This is a genomic window from Thermoanaerobaculia bacterium (assembly GCA_035260525.1).
Classification (GTDB): Bacteria; Acidobacteriota; Thermoanaerobaculia; order UBA5066; family DATFVB01; genus DATFVB01.
Map to the genome: position 1 here is coordinate 1 of DATFVB010000334.1, position 5,802 is coordinate 5,802.

The window sequence follows — 5,802 nt, forward strand, 5'->3', positions numbered from 1 at the left end:
AAATAGCTATGGCGTCGTTCGGAGCGCCGCGGGGTAAGCGGCTAGGCGACGCGGCGACGGCGATGCCTTTGCATCGTCTGGTCGCGGCAACACCGCCGATTGCCTCGCGCCGCCCGAACCCGAAGGGCGCCAGCGCATTGCGAACGATGGCGGCGTTGCGTCGGCTGGCGCCCTTCGGGTTCGGGCGGCGCGAGGCAATCGGCGGTGCGAACGGCATCTGCTCCCGCGACGCGTCTGGCCCTCGTCCGCAAGCCGCAGGCGCGCCGCCACAGCTATTTCCGACTCGGGACACTAGCCGGCGCGGGCCGCGCGCCGGCTGCCGCGATAGAATGAGTCGGATGCTCGATTCGATCCGTTCGCCCCTCGACCTGCGGAAGCTGCCCGAAGAGGAGCTGCCGAAGGTCGCCGCCGAGATCCGGGAGTTCATGCTCGATCGTCTCTCGAAGACGGGGGGACACCTCGCCTCCGGCCTCGGCGCGGTCGAGCTGACGATCGCCCTCCATTACGTCTTCGACACGCCCGTGGACCGGATCGTCTGGGACGTCGGCCACCAGACCTATCCGCACAAGATCCTGACGGGGCGGCGGGAGCGATTTGCGACGCTCCGGCAGAAGGGGGGCATCTCGGGGTTCACGTCCCGGGAGGAGTCGGAGTACGACGCGTTCAACGCCGCGCACGCGTCGACGGCGATCTCCGCAGCGCTCGGAATGGCGGTCGCGCGGGATCTCAAGAAGGAGGACTTCCACGTGATCGCCGTCGTCGGCGACGGCGGCCTGACGGGCGGCATGGCCATGGAAGGGTTGAACCAGGCGGGGTATCTCAACCGGAAGCTCCTCGTGATCCTGAACGACAACGAGATGTCGATCTCCGCCAACGTCGGCGCGATGTCGGGATACCTGAACCGGATCGTGTCGGGGCAGATCTACAACCGCGTGCGGGACGAGGCCGGGAAGGTTCTCGAAAAGATTCCGCTCGTGGGCGATCGGCTCCTCCACGTCGCGCGCGAGGTCAAGGACGCGGCCAAGAAGGCGCTCGTGCCCGGAACTTTGTTCGAGGACCTCGGTTTCCGGTACGTCGGACCGGTCCACGGCCATTCGATTCCGGCGCTCGTCTCGGCGCTGCGCGCCGTCAAGGACGCCGACCACCCCGTTCTCCTCCACGTGCGGACGCTCAAGGGGAAGGGATACGCGATCGCGGAGAGCGACCCGGTCAAATGGCATGGCGCGTCGCCGTTCGCCGTGGCGACCGGAGAGTCGCCCAAGAAGGAGGCCGCCGCGCCGCCGCCGCCCTCTTACACGTCGGTCTTCGGCCGCACGCTCGTCGAGCTCGCCGAGAAGGACCCGCGCATCGTCGCGATCACCGCGGCGATGCCCGAGGGCACGGGCCTCGACAAGTTCGCCAAACGCTTCCCGGAACGCTTCTTCGACGTCGGGATATGCGAGCAGCATGGCATCACCTTCGCTGCCGGGCTCGCGACGCAGGGGATGAAGCCGGTCGCGGCGATCTACTCGACGTTCCTGCAGCGCGCCTACGACCAGATGTTCCACGACGTCTGTCTGATGGACCTTCCGGTCGTCTTCTGCCTCGATCGGGCGGGGCTCGTCGGCGCCGACGGCCCCACCCATCACGGCGCGTTCGACCTGACCTACCTTCGCGTGTTTCCGAACATGCACGTCGCGGCGCCGAAGGACGAGGACGAGTTGCGGCACCTGCTCGCGACGGCGTTCACGATCGGGCATCCCGTCGCCGTGCGATATCCCCGCGGCGAGGGAGAGGGAGCGGCGATGGAGGGCCCGCCGCGGGTTTTGCCCGTCGGGAAGGCGGAGGTCCTGCGCCGCGGCAAATCCGGCGCGATCTGGGCGGCCGGCAACCGCGTGATGCCGGCGCTCCGCGCCGCGGAGCGCCTGGCGGAGGAAGGGATCGACCTCACGATCGTCAACGCGCGCTGGGTGAAACCGCTCGACCGCGAAGCCATCGCCGAGACGATCCTCCCCGGATCGAAGCTCGTCACCGTCGAGGACCACGCGATCGCCGGCGGCTTCGGCTCCGCCGTCGCGGAAGCCCTCGGGCAGATGAAGATCGAGGACGTCGAGATCGTCTCTCTCGGGATTCCCGACCGGTTCATCGCGCACGCGACGCAGAAGGAGCAGTGGCGCGAGGTCGGGATCGACGAGGAGGGAATCGTCTCCGCGGCGAAGGACGTCTTCGGCGCGAAGGTCGCGCGCCCGGTCGCCGTTCCGCGGAAACGGTGAGCCGGCGGGGGATCGTTCTCGGCGCCCTCGCTCTCTCGATCGCAGTTCCGCTCCGCGCGGCGGCGGTCGCGGCGGATCTTCCGGCCGACTCTCTTTCCCGCCCCGCGCTCCTCGACACCGGATGGGGCGTCCAGCGCCGCTGGGCGGCGGTTTCGGCCAACGGCTCCTTCGTCTACGAATTCGCGCTGAAGACCTGGAACGGCGCGGGGAAGCTCAAGGAGTCGGTCACCCGATCCGCCCGGGTCGTCAACCGCGGCGGGACGCATCGTAGCGAGATCCTTTCGGCGACGAAGGACGGCCGCGACGTGACGGCGCAAGCCCGCGCCGACGAGGAGACCGGAAGGCGCGCGAGGGCGAAGTCGAAGCCGAAGGACGACTTCCCCTCGCCGTTCGACCCGCGGTTCCGCGACCGTTACGCGTTTTCCGAGGCGCCGGCGCCGGAAGCGGGCGTCGATCTCGTCTTTCGGCCCCGGAGCGAGTTCGAGGGGGCGCTCGAGGGCCGTGCGCGGTTCGACGCGGCCGGCGCGCTGCGCCGGGTGAATTTCAATCTGGCGAAGCGGCCGCGGTTCACGAAGCGGCTGGATTTCACCATTATCATCGGGGCCGACGGTTATCCGGAGCGCGTCGAGTCGGGCGGCGAGGTCTCGCTCATCATCTGGAAGCGGAAATTCGAATCGACGCTCCTCCTGCGCGACGTCCGCGCGGGGGAAAAGGAGAAGGAGGCGCGATGATCAACGGGATCGACTCCCACCTGGTTACGACCGGCAACGACCTTCCCGGCTACCGGATCACGCGGACGATCGGGCTCGTGCGCGGCATCGTCGTGCGCTCGCGGAGCGTCTTCGGGACGATTGGCGCGTCGCTCCAGACTCTCGTCGGCGGGAACATCACGCTCTTCACGGAGCTCTGCGAGAAGACCCGGGAGGAAGCCTTCGAGGTGATGTTGAAGCATGCGGCCGAACGGGGCGCCAACGCGATCATCGGGATGCGTTACGACGCGAACGAAGTGATGCAGGGCGTGACCGAGGTTCTGGCGTACGGGACCGCCGTGACGGTCGTCCCGGAAAGTCGCTAGTGGGCCCGGCGATGCATCGAGCCGGACGGGCGCCTCGCCGCGCCTTGTCGTCGTCCGAACCGACGAGAGGTGACGTTTCAAATCATCTTTCGGGGATCGTCCGGGGGATCGCCGTGTCGGCTTTCTCACTCTCTTTCGTCGCGACGGCCGTCATGACCGTGGCAGCACAAGCGCCTTTGCCGTCGAAAGCCGCGCTCGAGATCGCGGAGCAGGAGCGGGCGTTCGCGGCGATGTGCGTCGAGAAGGGCATGCGCGCGGCGTTTTCGGAATATTTCGCTCCCGACGCGATCGATTTCGAGCCGCAGCCCGCGCGGGCGGCGGACTCCCTCTCGAAGAACCCGGACGCGAACGCCCCCTTCACGCTCGACTGGGAGCCGGTCATCGCCGACGCATCGTCGGACGGCGATCTGGGCTGGGACACCGGGCGCTACGTGATCACCGACCGGTCGGAGTCGAAGAAGCCCCCGCGCTGCGGGTGGTTCTTCTCGGTGTGGAAAAGGCAGCCGGACGGAAGGTGGAAGGTCGCGGCGGACGTCGGGACGAAGACGCCGGGTTCGTCCAGTCCCCTCCCCCTGCGCCCGGCGACGCTCTCGTCGCCGGCGCGCGAGGAAGGCCCGGCGCCCGCCGCTTCGGGGGTCGACGCGGAAGCGGAGCGGACGGCCCTCCTCGCGCGCGACCGGGATTCGGCCAACGCCAGGACCGCCGCCGATCTATGGCTCGAAGGCGCGCGGCTCCATCGCGACGGGTCGCTCCCGGTGGTCGGCCTCCATCTGATCGCCGAGCAGACCGGACACCGCGGACCCTTCCGGACGACGCCCGCCGGCGGCGGCGTGTCGGCGTCCGGGGATCTCGGCTACACCTATGGGAGCTACGCGATCTCGGGCCCGGCCGCGGACGCGGGATATTACGCGCGCGTCTGGCGGAGGGCCGCCGGCGGCGCCTGGAAGATCATCGCGCAGGTCGAGCGGCCGCAACTGCCAGAAAAACGGTAACGGCGCGGACGGCCGCGTGAAGAGTGCCATTCGCCGGATCGCGCGCGCCATCCTGCCGCGTCGCGGGAGCTGGCTCGGGGACCGGGAGCGAGTGACGGCGGCGCGGCTCGTCGAACGAGCGACTCGACCGCGCCACCGCCACCCCCTCGCCGACGCTCCCGCTCCCGCATCGCGGGACCTTCGCTCGATTACTTCGCGGAGGGTCCCCCGCGATGCGAAGGGCGCGAAGCCCGGCTTTGCGCCCTCGCGCCCAGACGGGGCCGCAAGGGTATTGCTCGATGCACCCAACGATTCCCGGTTCGCCGGGCTGCCACTCGTCGCAGGCAGGAAGCCGTGACGAGCGTCGGCGCGCGCGTGAAATCGGCGCTCCGATGCATCGCCAGAGCCACGCTTCCGCGTCGGGTGCGGCGGTTCCTGCGGATCGCCGCGCGGGAGATTCCTCACCGGCTCCGGGACTTTCCCGCGGACGTCCGCGACGTCTTTGCCGGGAAGCCGCTCCCTCCCGCGCGGCTCCGTCGCCGCGTCTCGCGGACGAGCAGCCGCCGCGAGTTCGAGGAGATCGGGCGCGGGGTTGCCTCGGAGTTGATTGCGGCATTCGACCGCTGCCGCGAACCCGGCGCGAGCTATTCCCGCTGGCTCGACTTCGGGAGCGGCGCCGGACGCGTCGCGCGCCATCTGGCCGGGTTCGAGGAGGTCGCGGAGCTCGAAGGCGCGGACGTCGATCGCGATCTCGTGGCCTGGACCGACCGCCGGCTCGCGCCGGCGCGGTTCCGGTTGATCCCGCCCCTGCCTCCGACCGAGTTGTCGGAGGGGCGCTTCGACGTGGCGATCTGCGTTTCCGTGTTCACGCATTTCTCGGAAGAGGCGGGACGCCGGTGGGCGGAGGAGATGGCGCGGCTGTTGCGGCCGGGCGGTCTGTTCATCCTCTCGACGCATGGCGCCGCGATCGCCGCGGCCCAACCGCTGACAGAGGCGCAACGCCGCCGGTTCGCCGACCTCGGTTTCCTCTTCATCCCGGGTAGGGGCACGTTCAACGAGGACGCCGCGTTCCATTCGGCGGCGTACCTGCGTTCGGCGTGGTCGCCGTGGTTCGACCCGGTCGAGTTCGTCGAGCATGGGCTGATGGGGTTTCAGGACTTGTGCACCTGGCGTCGCCGGTAGACTGGTTTGGCCGGCGCGGCCATACATCGAGCGAATACGCGCGTTTTCGACCGCCGTACCCCTCCGACGTACGCCACGGTACGCCTGTGGGGTCCGGCGGTCTGTGGGTGCGCGTCTCGCTCGCGTCTGGCCGCGCCTCGATCGTGTCCCATTCGAGAGGCGTAACGGGGAATCGAGGCACCGCAGAGTTCGTTCAATGAGATCAAGTACGACGGCGAGGCGAAGCGAGACGCGAGCCCGCCGGGATGCGGGTCGCCCGCGAGATCCCGAGGCCTACCGGGGCGTAGGTCGCAGGGTCTCGCGGGCGGCACGCGCCCGGCCG

Annotated in this window: 5 protein-coding genes; all 5 read left to right on the forward strand. The window is 69.5% G+C overall.

Annotated elements, in window-relative coordinates; genetic code table 11:
* The first annotated feature begins 329 nt into the window (after nucleotides 1–329).
* The 5 genes from dxs to VKH46_15885 all read left to right on the forward strand — a co-directional run bounded on the left by dxs (nucleotide 330) and on the right by VKH46_15885 (nucleotide 5,480).
* Complete coding sequence (dxs, locus tag VKH46_15865) at nucleotides 330–2,252, forward strand: 1-deoxy-D-xylulose-5-phosphate synthase (GenBank protein ID HKB72316.1); 1,923 nt, start codon at nucleotides 330–332, stop codon at nucleotides 2,250–2,252.
* The gene (locus tag VKH46_15870; GenBank protein HKB72317.1) at nucleotides 2,249–2,983 is read left to right on the forward strand and encodes a hypothetical protein; all 735 of its coding nucleotides are present in this window, start codon (nucleotides 2,249–2,251) and stop codon (nucleotides 2,981–2,983) included. Before dxs ends, VKH46_15870 begins: the two co-directional genes overlap by 4 nt.
* A complete protein-coding gene (locus tag VKH46_15875) occupies nucleotides 2,980–3,327 on the forward strand; it encodes a YbjQ family protein (protein HKB72318.1) in 348 nt (115 codons plus the stop codon). The genes VKH46_15870 and VKH46_15875 overlap by 4 nt, the downstream gene beginning before the upstream one ends.
* A 113-nt stretch (nucleotides 3,328–3,440) precedes the next feature.
* Nucleotides 3,441–4,319 (forward strand): nuclear transport factor 2 family protein, encoded by an 879-nt coding sequence (locus VKH46_15880; GenBank protein HKB72319.1) that lies wholly within the window; start codon nucleotides 3,441–3,443, stop codon nucleotides 4,317–4,319.
* Between the two features lie 333 nt (nucleotides 4,320–4,652).
* The gene (locus tag VKH46_15885; protein HKB72320.1) at nucleotides 4,653–5,480 is read left to right on the forward strand and encodes a class I SAM-dependent methyltransferase; all 828 of its coding nucleotides are present in this window, start codon (nucleotides 4,653–4,655) and stop codon (nucleotides 5,478–5,480) included.
* The last annotated feature ends 322 nt before the right edge of the window (nucleotides 5,481–5,802 follow it).

Coding starts and splice junctions, on each gene's coding strand:
- dxs (HKB72316.1), top strand. CDS start 330: ATGAGTCGGATGCTCGATTCGATCCGTTCGCCCCTCGACCTGCGGAAG.
- VKH46_15875 (HKB72318.1), top strand. CDS start 2,980: ATGATCAACGGGATCGACTCCCACCTGGTTACGACCGGCAACGACCTT.